Origin of the sequence: Microcoleus sp. CAWBG58 (genome assembly GCF_020883045.1) — a bacterium.
Lineage (GTDB): Bacteria > Cyanobacteriota > Cyanobacteriia > Cyanobacteriales > Microcoleaceae > Microcoleus.
This window is the reverse complement of the sequence record NZ_JAHRFA010000106.1, coordinates 1-20,538: the sequence shown is the minus strand read 5'-3', so window position 1 is coordinate 20,538 and position 20,538 is coordinate 1. Positions and strand designations below refer to the sequence as shown.

Genomic DNA, 20,538 nt, shown 5'->3' with positions numbered 1-20,538 from the left:
TACCGCCGTCCACAGCCAGGTTTTATTTTTTTTTGAACCGACAAATGTTTGTAATTCATCTAATTCTCCAACCGAAGGAGTCGTTTCTCTCCTCGTAACAATTTGGCAAGAGTTCTCCAGCTTGTTTGACCCAATTAATCATTGTAGTATGATGTACATTTTTGACTCTTTCAATGGCTCGAAAACCCATGCCATTAACATACATTTTTAGACATTCGTGTTTCACTTCTTCCGAATATCCTCTTTGTAGTTGATAATCGTTTATAAATTGTCTTTTACAGGTGACGCAAATATAATTCTGCTTGCCTTTCTTGTGACCATTTTTATTGATATGAGTTGACTGACATTCCGGGCATTGCATAATATTCCTCTTAAATGTGTGTGATTTGTGACGCTCCGACGACTATTTTATCATACCAAGGTTCAGCAACGCCGCCACGAGAGATTAGTCAAGTTTTTTTGCTGTGCCAAAATCTGGGCTTGTTCTAGCATTGCCGGTGTTAAATCTATGCCCGTAACGCGATTGGAAACTGCCGCAAAAGCACAGGCCACAATACCGGGGCCGCAAGCCACATCTAGAACTGTATCATTGTCAGATACGCTTGCCATCTTCATCAGTAAATCGAGAGATTCTTGATTTGTGTGGCCGTACAAGTTAGAGAATGGCACAGCTTGACGGGTGAACTGATCGATGATGGATTCGTGATATGCAGTCATAATTAAATGGTGTGATTTTTGGCGGCTAGCAGGTAGAGTAGGAGCGACTTTTGCCACTCCTACAAAATTTATTTTATCCTTGTGGATTTTGCAATACGCCACCTGCAAGCGCGGTTAAAATCGCTACGCCAAAGGCCAGCCGATACCAGACAAACACCCAAGTATTCTGAGTTTGCAGGAACTTCATCAGCCAGGCGATCGAAATATAGGAAAAAATAAAAGCTGAAATTGTTCCGACTATCAAAGCTACAACTCCAGCGTCGCCGGCACCTTCACCCAAAGCACTTTTCAATTCCACTAAACCAACCAGAGTAATTGCCGGAATTCCTAACAGGAAAGAAAACCGCGCGGCGGCGGCTCTTTGCAATCCGAGGAACAATCCTGCTGTTAGGGTGGAACCCGATCGCGAAACACCAGGAATTATTGCCATTGCTTGAGCTAATCCCATTAAAATACCATCTTTGATATCTAATTTTTCGTAATCCCGTTCGCGCTTGCCAGTTTTTTCGGCGATCGCTAACAATAGTGACATGACAATAGACGCAATCGCGATCGCCCCCAAACTCCGCAGCGGTGATTTATCAAAATCTTTAACAAATATCTTGATCAGCAGTCCAAAAAAGATAATCGGTATAGTTCCCAAACCAATTCCCAGGGCCATCCGAAACTCTTGCGATTCGTAGTCTGAGCTGGTAATAGCTTTAAATGCACCAATAGCTATATTTGTCAAGTCTTTCCAAAAATACCACAGCACTGCCACAATGCTGCCCAACTGAATTACACCAACATAAGCAACACCAGGATCGCCCCATCCCAGGGCTACTGGGACTACCTTCAAATGAGCGCTGCTGCTGATGGGCAAAAATTCTGTTAATCCTTGCACCATACCTAAAACGATCGCCTGCAATATATTAATCTCATGCTGCGCGTTGCTAGGGACGGCCGGCGTCTGGGCCAGGAGTACGTCAAGTAAAGCTATCATAAGTTGTCAGTTCTCTGTTGTCAGTTCTTTGTTTAATCTAAGATTTTCCACCATTTTCAGGAACGAGTTCCTGTTACAATTCCACAGCACATAAATTTTCTGGTGGATCGGGTGCGGGTTGTTGCCGCTGAAAGGCTGATTGGGAGAGGTGCATTCTGTCAGTTGAATCCTACTGTAGATTGCAACTAAAAGAGAATTAAGCTCCTCAATCAAAAACCACCTTAACCTAATCAGCAACATTTGCATACAGTTGCTGATACAATTAGAAAAGTTTTTGCATCTAGTGAAGCCAGCTTACAGAAAGTGCCAACAACCTATGATATTTTCCGAATCCAAAAAATTAATTGTTACTGCTGCTTCTGGCATCAGCTCGCTGCGGCGAATCTTGTCGGTCAGTATTTTTACTGTGGCGATCGCACTTAGCTTGATACTGCTCACCGGTCAGCCGCCAGCCTACGCAACACTCACGGACGATCGCTTCGACGGCACTATCTTTGCCCTGTACGCGGGGAACGGTTCGCTAGTTCCTCCTAAAGTCAAACTGACTGATTCTTTCAACCGCAAAAAACCCGCGTTGTTAGTTTTTTACACTGACGACAGTAGCGACTCGAAGCAATACGCGATCGTCGTCTCAAACCTCCAGGAATTTTACGGCCGTGAAGCCGATTTTATCCCCGTCAGCATTGACTCTTTACCTTCGGAACCTTCACCCAAAATAACCGAACCCGGTCATTATTACGAAGGTTTCGTACCTCAAACTGTCATCCTCGACCAATCGGGAAAAGTAGTTTTTAACGAAAAAGGACAAATACCTTTTGAGAAGGTAGATGATGCCTTTCGGAAAGTATTCGACTTGCTTCCTAGAGAAAAATCTCTTCCCTTGAAACGGCGCGTTGTCAACGAACTCAACATCGAATTGTCGAAGTAAAATATTGCAATAACATGACACTCCAAGAGTCCAAGGAGTTTCAAGTTAAGGTTAAAAATCTTTGTATCTCTCGTTTCTAGCGGAGACTAGATCCCCCTAAATCCCCCTTAGGTCGGGGGACTTTGAGAAGATTCCTGTCCCCTCAATACGATTTTAAATACATTGATTAATCGCCAGCCTAAATCCCCCCTTACTTAAGAAGACCCACTGTGAGAAGATTCCTGTCCCCCCCTTGGGAAGGGGGGTTAGGGGGGATCTAGACTTAATCGTCGAACAGTAGTCTCTGAAAAGGTTTGGCGTTAAATTGACACGAAAGGCACGTGCAGTGTCTCGATCGTGGGTAACATTAATTCCGAGGATACTGGATTTAATGTAATACCAATTATCTAAAATTGTGCAACACTCTTCGACCCCCCCTAGCCCCCCCATGAATCAGGGGGGGGACAAGAATACTGTTATTTCGTTAAAAATTGGTATAAGATTTCTCCAATCAATTTAATCTCAAAAATGAAGTCGGCAATCAAAATTTTGTTAATGGCAGTGATAACTGTTTTCTTAGTTTTACAAACAGCAGAAATCGCCAACTCTATAATTAGTGCTTTTGGTGACAGCAGTTCCCGCAAACCTTTAGCTTTAAATCAATATACAGGTGTCGCCTATCTCGAACCTGCTCAATGTACGGGTTCGCTGCTAACAGGAGGATTGTACATTATCACGGCCGCCCATTGCCTGAACGAAGGGGGAGTCAAGGTGCCGGCAGAAACAGCAATCAAAGCAAATTTTAAATTACCCAGCGGTGAAGTTAGCATTCCCGTCAGCAACTATTACATCCATCCGGGCTGGACTGGTTACGAGTCGGAGGTTGGCAACGATATTGCTATTTTAAAGCTGAAAAAAACCGCACCGTCAAGTATCGAACAGTACGAAATAAATAGAAGTAAAAATGAATTGGGCAAAATTTTTACAAAGGTGGGATACGGATATACTGGTTTAGGTGCGAAGGGACAAGATGAAAATTCTAATTCGGAGGCGAGAAGATATGGCGGACAGAATCGCTATGATGCTTTAATTGATGTTTTGAAAGATGCTACAGAATCAGATATGTCGGAGTTGGTTTTGGGCGGTCAATTAATCTTTGATTTTGATGATGGAAGCGCGCAACGCGATACTTTGGGGAGGCATTTTCCGAGGTTGCGCGATCGCGGTTTGGGGAAAAATGAAATCGCCACAGCTAGCGGAGATTCCGGCGGGCCGTCGTTTGTGGAGGGGAAGATTGCGGGGATTAGTTCTTGGGGTTACAGCGATCGCGGATTTTTCAAAACAAACATCGCGGATATTGATAATCTGGATGATAACGGCAGTTTTGGCGAAATTTCTGGCGATACGCGGGTGTCGTTTTATGCTGGTTGGATCGATAAGGTGACAAGAAATTAGCGATAAGAGTGTAGGCTAATTACGGCTGATTTTGGCTGATTTTAAAGTACGATCGCCCAAAAGACTCGGTTTTTGAGTGCGATCGGGCGATCGGGCTTGCGTTTCAAGCCCTAGATGGGGAAATAGGTATTTTCCGGCTTAAAGAGTCGCCGATTAAGTTTTCCAAGATTCCGTGTTTCAATCCCTGATAGGGGTTTAGGTATTTTCCGGCTTTTCAGATTTGGGTCATTTAGGTCTATTTCGATGTTTCAATCCCTGATAGGGGTTTAGGTATTTTCCGGCGCTAACTATCGATCCTGCTGAAGCTGCGCGCCAAGGTTTCAATCCCTGATAGGGGTTTAGGTATTTTCCGGCGTTACCATTAAAATTAACAGAAACTTTTCGAGCAATAGTTTCAATCCCTGATAGGGGTTTAGGTATTTTCCGGCGGAGGTCGATCCGCACGGTCAGTATCTCACGGAGCAAGTTTCAATCCCTGATAGGGGTTTAGGTATTTTCCGGCGCAAGCTCTCTAGCATCCGCAATAATCTCTTCGGTTTCAATCCCTGATAGGGGTTTAGGTATTTTCCGGCGCAAAGTTTTTCTTTGCCACTAATGAAGAAGCGCTGTTTCAATCCCTGATAGGGGTTTAGGTATTTTCCGGCTAAGAATGCTTATACTGAGAGTTGATTCTCTGAGTTTCAATCCCTGATAGGGGTTTAGGTATTTTCCGGCGATCGGCAGCTAATAAAGCATCCATCCGCATCCGAGAGTTTCAATCCCTGATAGGGGTTTAGGTATTTTCCGGCATGTAAAAGCGTGGGAGAATTTTCATCAATGGCTTTTGGAAGTTTCAATCCCTGATAGGGGTTTAGGTATTTTCCGGCGTTGGCTGCAATCCTTTCAAGGATTGGTTTTGGATGTTTCAATCCCTGATAGGGGTTTAGGTATTTTCCGGCTGACCCAGGGACGGGCGAGCCTATTTTGATTTCAGGTTTCAATCCCTGATAGGGGTTTAGGTATTTTCCGGCCTGAGAGGTTGACCCCACGAGCCACAGCTTTAATTGCTTTACGGTTTCAATCCCTGATAGGGGTTTAGGTATTTTCCGGCCGCCCGCTCCAGAGGCCTTGCTGTATTTGGTTTTCAAGGTTCAGTTTCGCTAACCTCGTCTTAAAGTACCATTTCAGACTTCGAGTTGTCAACCCATGACTTGGCATCTTACCTTCAAATCCTTATCTATCAACGATCGCAGCTATTTCGCTAGCCTCCTTTTTAGATATAGAGCCTCAAACCCTTGCACTATCTACATTATAGCCTCAAAATTTCACACCCCAATTTTTACACCTACTGGTTAGCGAAATCTCAGCCAAAAAATATTGCCCGATCGCCCTTACCGCCCACACACACCAACAATTCTCTCCATAATTATAAGCTGTCGAGCAAAATAGATCATAACCCTTTAACTGCAAACCATGACCAAAACCTTAATTCCCGTAATCCTCGCCGGCGGTAAAGGCGAACGCTTCTGGCCCCTCAGCCGCAAGCAGCGCCCCAAACAGTTTCTCAGTCTCGACGGTAGCGGCAAGAGTTTGCTGCAAGCCACAGCGGAAAGACTATTAACATTAGGTAACGGTTGGGAAGATTTGTGGGTAGTCACATCCGAAATGCTGGCGGCGGGAGTGCGCGAACAATTGCCGCTGCTACCTCCCGAGAATTTGCTGGCGGAACCGGAAGGCCGGGATACAGCGCCCGCAGTGGCTTGGACTGCGATCGAAACTGCGAAGCGTTACGGTGAGGATGCGGTTGTCGGGTTTTTCCCGGCGGATCACTGGATTGGGGAACCGGAGGAGTTTGTCAAAACTTTGGAAGCCGCGGCGGAGTTGGCGAGAAATGAAAGTGCGATCGCGACTTTGGGAGTCAAACCGAGTTATGCTTCCACTGGCTACGGCTACATCGAACAAGGCGAGGAAATTGGCAATTTTGGCGGTTTTCCAGCTTATCGGGTGGCGAGATTTACCGAAAAGCCCGATCGCACCACGGCTGAGGAATTTGTAAACAGCGGCAAGTTTAGCTGGAATGGCGGAATATTCGTATTTCGAGTCGGCACAGTCTTGACAGAATTGCGAAATTATGTGCCGGAAATGATGGCCGCTTTGGAAGCAAAAGGCGCCGCAGCTTACTCCGAATTGCCGAAAATTAGCATCGATTACGCGCTGATGGAAAAGACGCAAAAAGCTTGTGTTTTGCCTGTAGGCTTTAGTTGGGACGATTTGGGTGACTGGAATGCGATCGGCCGTTTGCTGCAAGGAGACAAGCCGAATGTCGAGTTAGCAAAACACGTCGGCATTGATACCAAAGACGCTATTTTTTATGCAGCGGATGAGAATGAAGTAATTGTCACCATCGGTTTGGAAGATGTCGTCGTTGTCAGAGATGGGAATGTGACTTTGATTGTGAAAAAGGACAGGACGCAGGAGATAAAACAGGTCATCAAGGTGTTAGGAGAAGATGAGAAGTTGAAAGATTTATTGTAAGGACACAACAATAAAAAACTGGTTCGTAGTAAGGACTTTAGTCCTTTCTTTTCCGATTCTATAACAAGGACTAAAGTCCTCACTACGAACCTAGGAAATTTTAGTGACGCAACTCGCATCTGTCAACTATTTACATAATTTCTGCTAAATCCAACACAAAACCCGGCAGTACATCTTCCCCTGAGAGTGTAGCAGGATTTTGGAGAATTTCCACATCTTGACCGGGGCGATAAATTTCTACCCGCCGATTTTGCCTGTCAATTAACCAACCCAATCTCGCACCGTTATCTATATATTCTTGCATTTTATCTTGCAGCTTTTTCAACGAATCAGTCTTCGATCGCAACTCGACCACAAAATCGGGACACAAAGGAGCAAAACTGTCTTTTTGTTCGGGAGTTAAAGCATCCCACCGTTCTTTTTTGACCCAAGAGGCATCAGGAGAGCGATCGGCACCATTCGGGAGGGTGAAACCTCCTGAAGAGTCGAAAACAACTCCCTGTTTAGTTTCACTGTTCCAGACTCGGACTTGAGATGTTAAGTCAGCATTACGTCTGCTAGTTTCACTGCCTGTCGGTGCCATAATAATTAATTCCCCTGATGCTGTACGTTCAAATTGATAATCGCGGTTGTTCTGACAAAGCTCAAAAAATTGCTCGTCAGTTAAATTGATGGATAATTCGATCGAGGTTGCAGGAGATTGGATGGCAATCATGTTTTTTATAGGGTTTGAAACACATTTAGAATTTGGCTTGTAATAACTTACTAATTCAAGTCTTTGACACAACTTTTCAACTCAATCAATTTAATCATCAAAATATCGTGTCTGGTTTAACTATAATATTAGCATGAGGATTAATGCCACTGCCAAAAATCGTAGCTTGCGGGGCGGAACGCCATCGCCCTCCCCCACACCCCAAAGTACGCGCGGCGCAGCTATCCCTCTTGGCTGAATCGCGCCCTTTGCGCTATTCCCTCCAAGTTATTCCTCAAGACAATGGTCAGCTTGGTTAACAGCGCTATCCTAGTAAGTGTAGAGTCCTTAAACCCGATCGACCCGGAGGCCACGTGTTCAGCCTAGTTCAAAACACTTCTCGCAAAGGAGAAATTCTAGAGGTCGTCTTCCGCAACGGTTGGGACTACATGAAAAGCCTCCTAACCGGCCGCAAAACCGACGCACCCAGTCTCCCAACTCCCGCAGTTCTCCGCAACATCCTCGTCGAATTAGGCCCGGTTTTTGTTAAACTGGGACAATTGCTGAGTACCCGCCCCGACTTGTTACCGGCCGCATACATCGAAACCCTCTCCACCCTACAAGCCGAAGTGCCGCCCGTACCGTGGTCGGAAGTAGAAGCCATCGTGCGGCTGGAACTCAAACAGTCGATCGAAGATACCTTCGCTAAATTTAACACTCAGGCGATCGCAGCAGGGTCGATCGCCCAAACCCACAAAGCTACCTTAAAAGACGGCCGCGAAGTCGCCCTAAAAGTTCAGCGCCCCGGGATTGATATTGTCATCGAACAAGATATCGCCGTGCTCCGAGGTTTGGCAGAACTTGTCATGCTCACAGACTTCGGTCAACAATACGATATTGTCGCCCTAGCAGAAGAATTTGCGATCGCCCTGCGTGCAGAATTAGACTTCATTCAAGAAGCCAACTACACCGACGAATTGCGTACCAACTTATCTAAAAGTAAATGGTTTGACCCCAAACAAGTTGTGCTACCAGAAATTAACTGGGAGTTGACCACAAAAAAACTCTTAGTAATGGAATGGCTGAACGGAGTGCCAATTTTGTTAGGCGATTTGCAAGGAATTGGTCACAAAGGAGATATCAATGCCGAACGCGAAGAAATTACAACCCTGCTTTGCCGTGTTTTCTTCCAACAGTTGTATATCGACGGATTCTTCCACGCCGACCCGCATCCCGGCAATTTATTTTATCTCAAAGACGGCCGAATTGCCCTGCTCGACTGCGGCATGGTCGGCAGATTAGACCCGCGCACCCAACAGAATCTGACAGAAATGTTGCTGTCAATTGTCGATTTAGACGCTCAGCGCTGCGCTCAATTAACATTGCAAATGGCAGAATTTGCTCAACCTAAAAGTTTAGCTAATCTCGAAAACGATTTAGCTCGAATGCTGCGTAAGTATTATAATGTCAGCTTGTCGCAAATGAACTTGTCGGAAATATTTTATGAAGTGCTGGAAATCACCCGCAAAAATAAAATCAGGCTACCCAGCAATCTCGGTTTGTATGCAAAAACTTTAGCTAATTTGGAAGGACTGGCGCGTTCTTTCAATCCCCGATTTAATATTGTAGAGCAAGTCAAACCGCTGATGACCGATATGTTTCGCCGTCAGTTATTAGGAGACGATCCGGTGCAAGCTCTGCTGAGAACTGCCCTGGATCTGAAAAGCTTATCTTTGCAATCTCCGCGACAGGTGGAAGTGCTTTTAGACCGGGTTACTTCAGAAACTTTGAAGTGGAACTTGAGCATCAAAGAACTCGACCCGCTGCGCCGCACTGTGGGTGATTCTGCGAACAGGCTTTCTTTTAGTATTGTCGTAGGTTCGCTGATTGTGGGGGCGGCAATTATTTCTTCTAACGCGCAAACTGCTCAGCTATCTTTTTTGAGCAACGGTTTGTTTGGGGCGGCGAGTTTTTTGGGTTTGTGGCTGATTGTTAGCATTTTGCGATCGGGTCGTTTGCGGAGTTGAAAGGTTCGTAGTGGGGACTTCAGTCCCTCCAAATTAAGGACTAAAGTCCTTACTACGAACCTAAATTAAATTCAGGTTCGTAGTGGGGAATGCAAGTCCCTCCAAATTAAGGACTGAAGTCCTTACTACGAACCTATGTTAAAATAAGATTAAAGCTAGATATTATTTTGAATGAGCAATATTAACCAAGTGTTATTAAGTCAAAAACAGCCAGAATTAGGATTAGTCTGCATTACGGCTTCCGATGCAGTTCGTTTCCGCACGGTCACGCGGAAGCGGTTGTTGCAGCTAACAGAAATCGAACAAGAAAAAGTGTTGCGCGAGTTGTATGCAGATAACTTAAAACGACTTGACAAAGCGATAGATTTCTGCTATGCAAATAACATTAAACTGTATCGCATGACTTCTGCACTCTTCCCTTTTGCAGATACAGATTTGGGGGAAATAGTGTTAACTTCCATGAGTGGGGAAGTGGGCGTAGTGGGCGATCGCGCAATTGACCTCAATATCCGTTTGGTGTTCCACCCCGATCAATTTGTTGTCCTCAGTTCCGACAAGCCTGATGTTGTGAAAAACAGCATTAAAATTCTGGCGACTCATGCTTTAATTATGGATATGTTGGGACAGCCCCGATCGCCCTACGCACTGATGAACATTCACGGCGGTAAGGGCGATCGCAGTTCGCAACTCAAGTCAGTCATCCGCGATTTACCCGAATCAATTCGATCGCGCTTAACCTTTGAAAATGACGAATACGCTTACAGTACCTCAGAACTATTAGACGTTTGTCTCGATACCGCAGTACCGCTGGTTTTTGACGCGCACCACCACGTCATTCACGAACATTTAGAAACTTACAACGATCCGAATGTGGCCGAAATGCTAGCAGCTGCCCGCACTTCTTGGCCTGTTCCCGAATGGCAATTAGTACACATATCAAATGGCCGAGAATTTTTTGCCGATCCGCGCCACAGCGACTTGATTGCAGATATGCCCGATTGTTATTATGATGCTCCTTGGATTGAAGTAGAAGCTAAATTTAAAGAGTTAGCTATTGACAAGTTGCGGAAAGAATGGCTGGCTGCCAAGATTCCCGAATTAAGCAATATCGTGTAGCGACTCGGGGAATCCGACAATTTTAATATCGTGTCGAAATAAAACCATCGCACTCAAATTGGTTCGTAGTGAGGACTTTAGTCCTTCATAGATGCGGACTAAAGTCCTCACTACGAACCGTATTATAAACTATAAATAATGTGAGCAATTATGTGCGGCAGATTCACGTTAAATACTCCAGCTAAAATCATCGCCGAATTCTTCAAAATCTCGGAAATTCCCGACATCAAACCGCGATACAATATCGCTCCAACTCAATCAATTGCTACCGTCACAGTCAATTCCGAAAAGATTGAGCGACAGTTTCAATTTATGCGCTGGGGATTGATTCCCAGTTGGGCAAAAGATATGAAAATCGCCAGCCATACGATTAATGCCCGATCGGAAACAGTAGCCGAAAAACCCGCTTTTCGCAGCGCCATCAAGCACAGGCGTTGTTTGATAATCGCTGACGGCTTCTTGGAATGGCAACCGCAGGGCAAGAAAAAGCAACCTTACTATTTTACAATGGCAAACCGCGAACCGTTTGCGTTTGCCGGTTTGTGGGAAAATTGGGAATCTCCCGAAGCAGAAAACATTGTATCTTGCAGTATAATTACTACTGCTGCTAACGAAACTGTACATCCCGTGCACGATCGAATGCCGGTGATTTTGCCCGCAAGCGTTTGGGAAGAGTGGCTTGACCCCTCAATTAAAAATGCTCAGCAGGTTCTACCGCTGTTAAAGCCCTACGATCCAGCAGCAATGATAGCAAATGCGGTAAGTGCGATCGTCAACAGTCCAACTAAAGACAGCCCCGAGTGCATTCAAGCTATGCCCTTATCTCTGGGCGGTTGAAACCGCGTCTACTAAGAAGTCGAGGAGGATTACAGTTAAACTCTGTTGTTATTTGCTCAAATACTTTTCTTCATCTCAACATTAGGCAAAGGACAAAAAATATGATCGGATATGTTACCCTCGGTACAAACGATTTGCAAAGTGCAGCCAAGTTTTATGATGCTTTGCTGGCTGAAATTGGGGCTACACGATTCATGGAAATGGAGGAATTTATCGCATGGAGCGTTTCTCCAGGGCTACCAGCACTTGCTGTTACCAAACCATTCGACGGCAACAAAGCAACTGTTGGCAATGGCGTCATGATAGCACTTCAAGTTGACAGTCCAGAAAAAGTCAATTTAGTTTACAATAAGGCGATCGCACTTGGCGCTCAGGATGAAGGAGCAGCAGGGCCAAGAGACGCTTTGCCGGGGTTTTATGCGGGATATTTTCGGGATCTTGATGGCAATAAGCTGAACGTGTTTTGTATGATTGAACCAAACAGTTAAGATTTTTCCGAACCTACTCAAGAAACCGGGTTTTTTCGAGTTTCTGGACTGCGATCGACTATTCTGGTAAAAACCCGGTTTCTGACTACCAGCGCGCTAACTATAAAAGATGAGAACATCAGAAGCAGAGGTAAAACTGCTTGACTTCAGCCAAGAAAAGGCAACCGATTTTTTCTTGCCTCAGCCTGCTGTCCTGAGAAGTTCGGGATGGGATAAAATCTATTACGAACACCATCAACAGCCGCAGTTTGATACGCCCGAACATCAAGGTACATGGCACGTTATTGCCCATTGTCCTGATGTTGAGGTATCGGGAGAGCGATCGGGAGAACGGTGGTTGGATGGTAAGCTGAAAACAGAAGCCCGGAATCAGGGAGACATTGCGGTGATTCCGGCGGGTATTTCCCAGCGCTGCAATTGGAATACCTTGGCTCAGTTTACCATTTTGGCGATCGCCCCTGCACTCCTGCAACAAGTGGGTCAAGATTTGGTAAATTGCGATCGCATTGAACTCATCCCTCATTACATGACAGAGCAAGATATCCTGATTCAAGGGATATTCGGTGCTTTAAGACAAGAATTAGAATTTGGTCAAATAGGAGGTTATTTGCTGGTTGATAGTCTTAAAACCGCATTAGCGATTCACCTGTTGCGGAATTATTGCACCGCACAACCTCGGCTTTCCAGCTATGCGGATGGATTATCTAAATTAAAACTGCAACAGATAACCGAATATATTAACGAACATCTTCATCAAGACATCAAGCTAATTGAACTTGCTGCGATCGCCCAAATCAGTCCTTATCACTTTTTACGTCTCTTCAAACAAAGTACGGGCTTAACACCTCACCAGTATATCTTGCAGCGCCGCATCGACAAAGCCAAGCATTTGTTACGCCAGAGCGAAGTTACGATCGCAGATATTGCTTTTCGAGTCGGATTTTGCGATCAAAGTCACTTCACTCAATGTTTCAAGCGTCTGCTGGGGATGACACCGAAACAATTCCAATCCGGGCGATCGCAATAATCTAATAAAAGAGCGCAATTTTTTTCTAGAATTCAGAATCCCCAATTTTCTAAGCTAAGACTCAATACGGTTCAGATAAGACCTGTACCCCCTAGCTAAGAGGGCGGGCACGGGGGCACCGCCCCTACAAAGGGGGGGATAAGAACTTACTCAAAGTCCCCCTTCTTAAGGGGGATTTAGGGGGATCTCCGGGGAATTAACAGTCTTAACCCAACTGTATTGAAACTGAACGCTCGAAGCTGGAGAAAGCAAATGAAAAATTGCGAAATTAATACCACAACAGTCAAAGTTATTAACAACAACTTACAAATCGATGCTTACTTAGCCCAACCAGTAGAAAAGGGAAATTTTGCTGCGGTTATGGTGTTTCACGAAATCTTTGGTGTAAATGAAAATATTCGGGATATTACCGAATTGATAGCACAACAAGGATACATAGCAATTGCACCGGCGATGTATCAACGTATTGCACCCGGTTTTGAATTTGGGTTTAGCAAACCAGATATTGGTTACAGTCCAGAAGCTTACCAATTGGGGCTGCAATACTATCAACAAGTAAAATATTGGGAAATATTCAGCGATATTCAAGCAACGATTGCCTATCTCAAAACATTACCCAACGTTAAATCTGACTCTATTGGCTGCATTGGTTTTTGCTTTGGCGGTCATATTGCTTATATGGCTGCAACTTTACAGGATGTCAAAGCAAGTGCTTCGTTTTATGGTGGGGGGATTACAACTTCTAGCTATGGAGAATCTACTCCAACTATCGATCGCACTTCGGAAATTAAAGGCACGATTTATACATTTTTTGGTACGCAGGATACATTGGTTTCACAGGAAGAAACCCTCAAAATCGAGGCAGAACTACAGAAACATCAAATCAATCATCGTGTATTTCGATACGATGCAGGACATGGATTCTTTGGTGCATTTTTCGTAGATAAGTACCCGTTTTTAGCAGAACACCCTAATATAAACAGAGAAGCTGCTGCTGATGCGTGGCAACAGGTTATTGCACTTTTTCAAAACAAACTTAAAGATTAGCAGCGAGATCGTTAGTCTTTGAAAGCAGATGGTAGAAGGCACAATCAAAAATTCAGCTTTCTACCAACTGTCAACTGTCAACTGTCAACTGTCAACTGTCAACTGATTTTTAGCTTCTGTCAACTGTCAACTGTCAACTGATTTTTACCAACTGTCAACTGTCAACTGTCAACTGTCAACTGATTTCTACCAACTGTCAACTGTCAACTGACTAACTTAACTGTCGTACATCCGCGCTTCTGCCGCGTCGGGATTTTCCTCGCAATACTCGTCAAAAGCCGTTTTGTCAAGCTTGATCGATCGCTGGTGAGCGGCCTCAGCCTGCATTTCTTCTACGATGTCCCAGGCTACCGCGCACTCTTTAGATGTAGCGCCTTTTTGCGAACAGACTGTTCTAGCATCGGCGATCGCCTTTTGAATTTCATCCTCAAAGACAACACTTTTCGGCTTCTCAACAAAATCGCTTTTTGTCAAAATATCCGTTACCGAAATAATGCCCAGCAGTTTGTCCTTAATCACCGGAGCTCGACGGATGCGGGTATTGGCGAACAACCTCGCCACATATTCCACGCCCAAGTCGGGATTCACCGTGATGCACGGTTTGGTCATAATCTCGAAGACGCGGACTTTTTGCGGGTCTACTCCGTAGGCTGTTACTTTGTAAACAATATCGGTTTCTGTGACAATGCCATAGGCGTCTTGTTCGTGGCGGCGTTCCACAATTAGGGCGCGCAGACAGAGTTCGTTCATCATCGCCACTGCTTCAGCTACCGTTGCCGAACCGCGAATGGTGACAACTTCCTTTGTCATGATATCTTGGGCTTTCATCATCATAAAATAGTTTGGTAAGTGGGAAATGAGCGAGTCTTTAGACCTGAGAGGGAAACGACGCGGGTGGTTTTAACCACCGTGAATCTTTCTGTCCATTACCGCCTTGGAATTGTTTAACTCGGTGTACTTTTGTAATGTACTTTCAATGGGACAATTACCATTTCAAGCTTCACAATCCTGTACGCATAATGGTTTGCCTTTGTTGGGCCTCCCTTGCGGGGTGAAGTTAGCTTGTCGGTCAATGTTATAAAGGCTTGTTAGGCTTGCAACACTGTTCCAGTGACTTTAGAACTGTTTAATTGCAAACGACAGAGCGAGGAACTAGCTTCGCATTCCGGGGTGTCGTGACCTAAATAACGTAGTCAGTTAAGACTTAGGCCCGTCAGAATAGCTTGCTTCGAGACTTGCTCGCGACCAAGCTCAGTGTCTTTAGACCTGAGTTCCTGACTTTTTCTTGCTCCCAGCTCATACACTCTAGTGTATCGCCATTGTGCGGCGCCTGATTTACGATCGCGATCGCCACTTACCCCTGTGTCCGCCTTCACCTCCGAGAGTCCGCGATTTCTCGATCGGGCGGGCCTGTTTCGGACGATCGCCCAAGCCAGAGTCAAGCATTCGGGCGATCGAGCCTTCAGCTTATTTTGCCCAATTTATCAGCCCCAGTCTCAAAGAAGTAAAAGTTAACACAAACAAACCAACTGCTTGCGCTCGCACAGATCCCCGCCTCTGATAAACTTGATGGCTGGGAGTGCAAAAAAGCACAAGGCAAGCAGGACTTAAGTTGGGAGGATCTAATTCGTGGACAATGTAATCGGTTTAGAGATTATTGAAGTAGTCGAGCAGGCAGCTATTGCTTCCGCTCGCTTGATGGGCAAAGGCGAGAAAGATGAAGCCGATCGCGTAGCTGTAGAAGCAATGCGCGAACGCATGAACAAAATTCATATGCGCGGCCGCATCGTGATCGGTGAAGGCGAACGCGATGACGCACCCATGCTTTACATCGGCGAACAAGTGGGTATTTGTACCCAAGAAAATGCCAAAGATTTCTGCAACCCAGATGAATTGGTAGAAATTGACATCGCCGTTGACCCTTGCGAAGGTACTAACCTAGTTGCTTACGGTCAAAACGGTTCTATGGCAGTTTTGGCAATCTCTGAGAAAGGAGGTTTGTTTGCTGCACCAGATTTTTACATGAACAAATTGGCTGCTCCTGCGGCTGCGAAAAATCATGTAGATATTCGCAAAACACCAACACAAAACCTCAAAATTATCTCTGATTGTCTCGGCCGCAGTATTGAAGATTTGGTGGTGGTGGTCATGGATCGCCCCCGACACAAAGATTTAATTAATGAAATTCGGGCAGCAGGTTCAAGAGTTCGACTGATCAGCGACGGTGACGTTTCTGCTGCGATTTCTTGCGCGTTTTCTGGTTCCAACATCCACGCCCTGATGGGTATTGGCGCAGCACCTGAAGGTGTGATTTCCGCAGCAGCAATGCGCTGCTTGGGCGGTCACTTCCAAGGTCAGTTAATTTACGATCCGGCTGTTGTTAAAACTGGTTTGATCGGTGAAAGCAAAGAAAGCAACATCGCTCGCCTGACAGAAATGGGCATCACAGACCCAGACAAGATTTACAATGCTGAAGAGTTGGCATCTGGAGAAACTGTGCTGTTTGCAGCTTGCGGAATTACTCCCGGAACGCTGATGGATGGAGTTCGCTTCTTTGGCGGCGGCGCTCGTACAGAAAGCTTGGTAATTTCTTCTCAGTCGAAGACTGCTCGGTTTGTGGATACAATCCATATGTTTGACCAGCCGAAATCTCTGCAATTGAAATAGTCATTAGTTAACAGTTGACAGTTGACAGTTGACAGTTGACAGTTAGCTGTTGACGGTTGGCTGTTGACGATTGATAGTTGACTGTTTGCTGTTGACCGTAACCTGTTATTAGCAATCAGCGATAAACTAATAACTAATAACAGGTGACTGTTGACAAGTAATAAATAAATAGTGACAAATCATAAACATGAATATTGCAGTCGTAGGTCTCAGCCACAAAACAGCGCCGGTTGAAGTTCGCGAAAAACTCAGCATTCCAGAACAAAAGATTGAAGCGGCGATCGCCCAATTGCGCGGCTACCCCCACATTCAAGAGGTTGCAATCCTCAGCACTTGCAACCGTTTAGAAATTTATATCGTTACCGCAGAGTCAGAGCCGGGAGTGCGAGAAGTGATGCAGTTCCTTTCGGAATGCAGCAAGCTTCCTTTGCAGTCTTTGCGCCCTCACCTGTTCATTTTGCTGCACGAAGATGCGGTGATGCACTTGATGCGAGTGTCTGCGGGCCTCGACAGTTTGGTGCTCGGAGAAGGACAAATTTTGGCTCAGGTGAAACAAACTCACAAACTCGCCCAGCAGTACAAAGGTGTTGGCAGAATTTTAGAACGTTTGTTCAAGCAAGCTCTGACAGCCGGGAAGCGTGTTCGCACGGAAACTAGCATTGGTACGGGTGCGGTTTCGATTTCTTCGGCGGCGGCGGAATTGGCTCAATTAAAAGGTCAACATTTAGCAACTAGCCGGATTGCGATTATCGGTGCTGGGAAGATGTCGCGCTTGTTGGTGCAGCATTTGCTGTCGAAAGGAGCGAGTCATATTGCGATCGTCAATCGATCGATGCGAGGCGCTGAAGAATTGGCCGGTTTGTTTAAAGATGCTACATTGCACTTGCATTTGCTCTCGGACATGATGCAGGTAATTGCGGATTCTGACTTGGTGTTTACCAGTACAGCCGCTACAGATCCGCTGTTAAATAAAGCTAAATTAGAAGCTGTCTTAAAACCCGATCGCCCGTTGATGTTGGTAGATATTTCTGTGCCGCGCAACGTTGACTCGGATGCGAAGGAATTGGCTAACGTGAAGTCGTTTAATGTGGACGATTTGAAAGCAGTGGTAGCTCAAAATCACGAAAGCCGCCGCAAAATGGCAATGGAAGCTGAGGGCTTGCTGGAACAGGAAGTAGAGGCTTTTGATGTCTGGTGGCGCAGTCTAGAAACTGTTCCTACCATTAGCTGTTTGCGAGATAAGATTGAATTGATTCGGGAACAAGAGTTAGAAAAAGCTTTGTCGCGTCTGGGTTCCGAGTTTTCGGAGAAACATCAAGATGTGATTGAATCTTTAACAAGAGGGATTGTGAATAAGATTTTGCACGATCCGATGGTGCAGTTGCGGGCGCAGCAGGATATTGAGGCGCGCCGACAAGCGATGCAGACTTTGCAAACGCTGTTTAATTTGGATGTTGATGTCAATCAGCAGTACAGTTAACAGTTGACAGTTGACAGTTGACAGTTGACAGCGTTAATCAGTTGACAGTAGTCATTAGTGATGTTTTGCATTAGCTTTTAATGTAATTAGGACTTATATCGTTTCCGGTTGGTGAACCGCCATAAGATTGGTTCGTAGTGCGGACTTCAGTCCGCAGCCGTATGGCGGACTGAAGTCCGCACTACGAACTTTCATTGTTATGGTAATCTACCGGATATGATATTACCCATTTGCTGATTAAGTAACGGGGTTTATTAGCTCAAATAACTAATAACTAATAACTAATAACTAATAACTAATGACTATTAAGCGAATTTATCAATTAATTTTATTGCTTGTAGGGCTGTGGTTAGTTTTTGAGTTTTCCTCCCGGATTGCGGCAGAAATTCTCTGGTTTGAGGAAGTTGGATATCTTGAGGTTTTGCTGTTAAAACTGAAAACTCAAGCGTTGCTGGGCGCGATCGCAATTTTGGCATCTTCTGTCTTCTTCTTCGGAAATTTAGCCCTAGCCCGCCGCCTGCAACTTCCCACCGAAAACATCAAATCACCTGTTTTTAGGCAGTTAATCGCGCCCGCAAGTGGCCCAAACACGAAGAAAAATCATCAACTACCTGCTGCTAAATCTCAAATTGCCTTTCCCTGGCTGCTGTTGGCGATATTTGGATTAAGTGCGATCGCCAGTTTAACAGTAATTCACTGCGGGATCTTAGCCACCGGTAGCATCGGCGATTTTAGGATAGTCGGCGGTTTGTCTGCGCCGCCAATAGACTTCGGATTTCAGTCAATCCAGCTTGGGATGCTACAGCTATTGGATCGCTGGTGGCAGTTGGGCTTGCTGCTGGGGATGATTGTGGCTGTAGCAATTAAGCCGGATTTTTGGTTGCGGGCGATCGCTCTTTTGCTCAGTTTGGCGATCGGGATAATTGCCGCTAGTCGCTGGACTAAACTTTTACAATCTTTCAACCCTACTAATTTTAACATCACCGACCCGATTTTCAATCGAGATATTAGCTTTTATGTATTTATCTTGCCCATCTTAGAATTACTAAGTTTCGGGCTGACTGTTGTATCTGTGTACGGTTTAGTATCTTGCACTTTAACCTATTTGCTGGCGGGAAACAGCCTCAGTCAAGGCATATTTTTGGGCTTTTCTCGATCGCAACAGCGGCACTTGTACGGCTTGGGAGCAGCTTGCATGGTAGCCGTCTCACTCCGGTACTGGCTGGGCTGTTATACCTTGCTGTACTCGCGCGGAGACGTTACCTATGGGGCTGGTTACGCTGACGTGACAGTGCGGCTTCCCGTCTATGGCTTTTTGAGTATAGTCGCTGGGGCGATCGCACTTTTCATGCTTTGGCCTGTTTTCCAATTAAACATCAACAATAATAACTTAAAAAAAATCATCTTAGCATTTTTGACTGTAAGTTTTTTACTAGGTTTGCTGCTGCCAAAAATTGTGCAGCAACTCGCAGTCAAACCCAACGAACTAGCGCGCGAACACCCCTACATCCAGCGCAGCATTGCCTTTACTCAACAAGCTTTTGACCTGAAGAAAATTGAAATTAAAACATTCGATCCAGGCGGAAAACTTACATATCAAGACTTAGAAAAAAATCAACTTACTATTAGCAACATCCGGCTGTGGGACAAACAGCCACTGCTGCAAGCCAACCGCCAGTTACAGCAAATTCGACCTTATTATACATTTCCTGATGCTGATATCGATCGCTACACAATCAAAAACACAACAGCAAAAAAGGGAGATGTGGAAAGCCAGCAAGTAATTCTGGCGGCGCGGGAATTAGATTACACAGCAGTTGCGCCGGAAGCTCAAACTTGGGTAAACGAACACCTCGTGTACACTCACGGTTACGGCTTTACTCTTTCTCCCGTAAACACAGTCGGTGTGGGGGGTTTACCCGATTATTTTGTCAAAGATATTGGGGTGACAGCCCAAACAGGAGATACTGTTTTAGATGTAACTAAAGATAGCATTCGGGCCAGTATCCCGATCGGCTATCCGCGCATTTACTACGGCGAAGTAACCGATACAGACGCCATCGCACCGACAAAAGTCAAGGAATTCGACTATCCCAGCGGCCAAGACAATGTTTACAATACCTACAGCGGTACCGGCGGAATTGCGATCGACTCTCTATGGAAGCGCTTGCTATTTGCGAGTTATCTCAAAAATTGGCAAATGGCGCTTACCCGCAATTTTACACCAGAAACCAAGTTACTTTATCGCCGCAATATTAACAAAAGAGTCCGGGCGATTGCTCCTTTTTTGCGCTACGATTCCGATCCATATTTAGTAGTAGCAAACGCCAATCTCAGTAAAGGAGAAATAGAAAAAGAATTAGTTCAATCTGGCAACTCTATTAAAAAATCACCCCCTGCAAACGATAAATATCCTAACTATCTTTACTGGATTATCGATGGCTATACAGCGAGCGAGCGCTACCCCTATTCAGATCCAGGAAAAAATGAATTTAACTACATTCGCAACCCGGTAAAAGTCGTGATTGACGCCTACAATGGCTCTGTTAATTTTTACGTTAGCAATCCTTCCGACCCGAT

Annotated in this window: 19 protein-coding genes, 1 pseudogene and 1 CRISPR repeat array; of the genes and pseudogenes, 15 read left to right on the top strand and 5 right to left on the bottom strand. The window is 45.2% G+C overall.

Going from position 1 to position 20,538, the window contains the following annotated elements:
• From QZ918_RS29590 to QZ918_RS29580, 3 genes and pseudogenes are all read right to left on the bottom strand, one after another.
• Window positions 1-361 (bottom strand): annotated as a pseudogene (locus tag QZ918_RS29590) (IS1 family transposase); the annotation flags it as partial.
• A gap of 62 nt (window positions 362-423) precedes the next feature.
• A complete protein-coding gene (locus QZ918_RS29585; protein WP_293341788.1) occupies window positions 424-717 on the bottom strand; it encodes a class I SAM-dependent methyltransferase in 294 nt (97 codons plus the stop codon).
• A 73-nt stretch (window positions 718-790) separates the two neighbouring features.
• Window positions 791-1,699 (bottom strand): undecaprenyl-diphosphate phosphatase, encoded by a 909-nt coding sequence (locus QZ918_RS29580; RefSeq protein WP_293341785.1) that lies wholly within the window; start codon window positions 1,697-1,699, stop codon window positions 791-793.
• A 316-nt stretch (window positions 1,700-2,015) separates the two neighbouring features.
• On the opposite strand from QZ918_RS29580, the gene QZ918_RS29575 reads away from it, so the two are divergent.
• The 3 genes from QZ918_RS29575 (at window position 2,016) to QZ918_RS29565 (ending at window position 6,575) form a co-directional block, all read left to right on the top strand.
• Window positions 2,016-2,627, top strand: coding sequence for a thylakoid membrane photosystem I accumulation factor (locus tag QZ918_RS29575; RefSeq protein WP_293341782.1), 612 nt, complete (start codon window positions 2,016-2,018; stop codon window positions 2,625-2,627).
• Window positions 2,628-3,161: 534 nt separating this feature from the next.
• Complete coding sequence (locus tag QZ918_RS29570; RefSeq protein WP_293341779.1) at window positions 3,162-4,061, top strand: trypsin-like serine protease; 900 nt, start codon at window positions 3,162-3,164, stop codon at window positions 4,059-4,061.
• Window positions 4,062-4,235: 174 nt separating this feature from the next.
• Window positions 4,236-5,151: a CRISPR direct-repeat array (repeat unit 37 nt; unit sequence GTTTCAATCCCTGATAGGGGTTTAGGTATTTTCCGGC).
• A gap of 362 nt (window positions 5,152-5,513) precedes the next feature.
• Window positions 5,514-6,575 (top strand): mannose-1-phosphate guanylyltransferase, encoded by a 1,062-nt coding sequence (locus tag QZ918_RS29565; RefSeq protein ID WP_293341776.1) that lies wholly within the window; start codon window positions 5,514-5,516, stop codon window positions 6,573-6,575.
• A 130-nt stretch (window positions 6,576-6,705) separates the two neighbouring features.
• Here the strand turns inward: QZ918_RS29565 and QZ918_RS29560 are convergent, their stop codons facing one another.
• Complete coding sequence (locus tag QZ918_RS29560; protein ID WP_293341773.1) at window positions 6,706-7,290, bottom strand: Uma2 family endonuclease; 585 nt, start codon at window positions 7,288-7,290, stop codon at window positions 6,706-6,708.
• A 143-nt stretch (window positions 7,291-7,433) separates the two neighbouring features.
• On the opposite strand from QZ918_RS29560, the gene QZ918_RS29555 reads away from it, so the two are divergent.
• The 8 genes from QZ918_RS29555 (at window position 7,434) to QZ918_RS29520 (ending at window position 13,952) form a co-directional block, all read left to right on the top strand.
• Window positions 7,434-7,589, top strand: coding sequence for a hypothetical protein (locus QZ918_RS29555; RefSeq protein ID WP_293341770.1), 156 nt, complete (start codon window positions 7,434-7,436; stop codon window positions 7,587-7,589).
• A 54-nt stretch (window positions 7,590-7,643) separates the two neighbouring features.
• Window positions 7,644-9,296 carry an ABC1 kinase family protein gene (locus QZ918_RS29550; RefSeq protein WP_293341766.1) on the top strand — a complete coding sequence of 551 codons (1,653 nt, stop codon included), beginning with the start codon at window positions 7,644-7,646 and terminating at the stop codon, window positions 9,294-9,296.
• Between the two features lie 171 nt (window positions 9,297-9,467).
• Entirely contained in the window at window positions 9,468-10,412 is a 945-nt protein-coding gene (gene uvsE / locus QZ918_RS29545; RefSeq protein WP_293341763.1) for a UV DNA damage repair endonuclease UvsE, read from the top strand.
• Window positions 10,413-10,562: 150 nt separating this feature from the next.
• The gene (locus tag QZ918_RS29540; protein WP_293341761.1) at window positions 10,563-11,249 is read left to right on the top strand and encodes an SOS response-associated peptidase; all 687 of its coding nucleotides are present in this window, start codon (window positions 10,563-10,565) and stop codon (window positions 11,247-11,249) included.
• A gap of 101 nt (window positions 11,250-11,350) precedes the next feature.
• The gene (locus tag QZ918_RS29535) at window positions 11,351-11,737 is read left to right on the top strand and encodes a VOC family protein (RefSeq protein ID WP_293341758.1); all 387 of its coding nucleotides are present in this window, start codon (window positions 11,351-11,353) and stop codon (window positions 11,735-11,737) included.
• A gap of 109 nt (window positions 11,738-11,846) precedes the next feature.
• Window positions 11,847-12,764: a helix-turn-helix domain-containing protein gene (locus tag QZ918_RS29530; protein WP_293341755.1), complete on the top strand. Its 918-nt coding sequence runs from the start codon at window positions 11,847-11,849 to the stop codon at window positions 12,762-12,764.
• Between the two features lie 252 nt (window positions 12,765-13,016).
• Complete coding sequence (locus tag QZ918_RS29525) at window positions 13,017-13,811, top strand: dienelactone hydrolase family protein (RefSeq protein WP_293341752.1); 795 nt, start codon at window positions 13,017-13,019, stop codon at window positions 13,809-13,811.
• Between the two features lie 18 nt (window positions 13,812-13,829).
• On the top strand, window positions 13,830-13,952 hold the full coding sequence (locus tag QZ918_RS29520) for a hypothetical protein (RefSeq protein WP_293341750.1): 123 nt from the start codon (window positions 13,830-13,832) through the stop codon (window positions 13,950-13,952).
• Window positions 13,953-14,027: 75 nt separating this feature from the next.
• Here the strand turns inward: QZ918_RS29520 and QZ918_RS29515 are convergent, their stop codons facing one another.
• A complete protein-coding gene (locus tag QZ918_RS29515) occupies window positions 14,028-14,645 on the bottom strand; it encodes a CP12 domain-containing protein (protein ID WP_293341748.1) in 618 nt (205 codons plus the stop codon).
• A 487-nt stretch (window positions 14,646-15,132) separates the two neighbouring features.
• On the opposite strand from QZ918_RS29515, the gene QZ918_RS29510 reads away from it, so the two are divergent.
• From QZ918_RS29510 to QZ918_RS29495, 4 genes are all read left to right on the top strand, one after another.
• A complete protein-coding gene (locus tag QZ918_RS29510; protein ID WP_293341745.1) occupies window positions 15,133-15,372 on the top strand; it encodes a hypothetical protein in 240 nt (79 codons plus the stop codon).
• A 68-nt stretch (window positions 15,373-15,440) separates the two neighbouring features.
• Complete coding sequence (gene glpX, locus QZ918_RS29505; protein WP_293156018.1) at window positions 15,441-16,478, top strand: class II fructose-bisphosphatase; 1,038 nt, start codon at window positions 15,441-15,443, stop codon at window positions 16,476-16,478.
• Window positions 16,479-16,665: 187 nt separating this feature from the next.
• Window positions 16,666-17,958 carry a glutamyl-tRNA reductase gene (locus QZ918_RS29500; protein ID WP_293156020.1) on the top strand — a complete coding sequence of 431 codons (1,293 nt, stop codon included), beginning with the start codon at window positions 16,666-16,668 and terminating at the stop codon, window positions 17,956-17,958.
• A gap of 298 nt (window positions 17,959-18,256) precedes the next feature.
• On the top strand, window positions 18,257-20,538 hold a 2,282-nt coding region (locus tag QZ918_RS29495; RefSeq protein ID WP_293341742.1), incomplete at its 3' end, for a UPF0182 family protein.